General features: G+C 66.5%; 1 protein-coding gene. It reads left to right on the top strand.

The window, feature by feature from the left end:
- The coding region (locus tag J5M71_RS28585; RefSeq protein WP_207839036.1) for an aminotransferase class I/II-fold pyridoxal phosphate-dependent enzyme at positions 1-425 on the top strand (425 nt) is incomplete at its 5' end.
- Positions 426-442: the final 17 nt, after the last annotated feature.

Here is a 442-nt window from a genome sequence, read left to right as displayed (position 1 = left end):
CGAAATCCTACGGCCTCGCCGGCTTGCGGCTCGGCGCGCTGTTCGGGCCGAGCGAGCTGATTGCCGCGATGAAGCGCAAGCAGTGGTTCTGCAACGTCGGCACGCTCGATCTGCATGCGCTCGAAGCCGCGCTCGACAACGATCGCGCACGTGAGGCGCACATCGCGAAGACGCTCGCGCAGCGCCGCCGCGTCGCCGACGCGCTGCGCGGGCTCGGCTACCGCGTCGCGTCGTCCGAGGCCAATTTCGTGCTCGTCGAAAACGCCGCCGGCGAGCGCACGCTGCGGTTCCTGCGCGAACGGGGCATTCAGGTGAAGGACGCCGGCCAGTTCGGACTTCACCACCACATCAGAATCAGCATCGGCCGTGAAGAGGACAACGATCGGTTGCTCGCGGCGCTGGCCGAATATTCCGACCACTCATAAGGTGACTCCATGACCGC

It is taken from the genome of Pseudomonas sp. 43(2021) (assembly GCF_017490805.1).
Lineage (GTDB): Bacteria > Pseudomonadota > Gammaproteobacteria > Pseudomonadales > Pseudomonadaceae > Aquipseudomonas.
The sequence above is the reverse complement of the archived record's forward strand: the minus strand, read 5'-3'. Positions and strand labels throughout refer to the sequence as shown.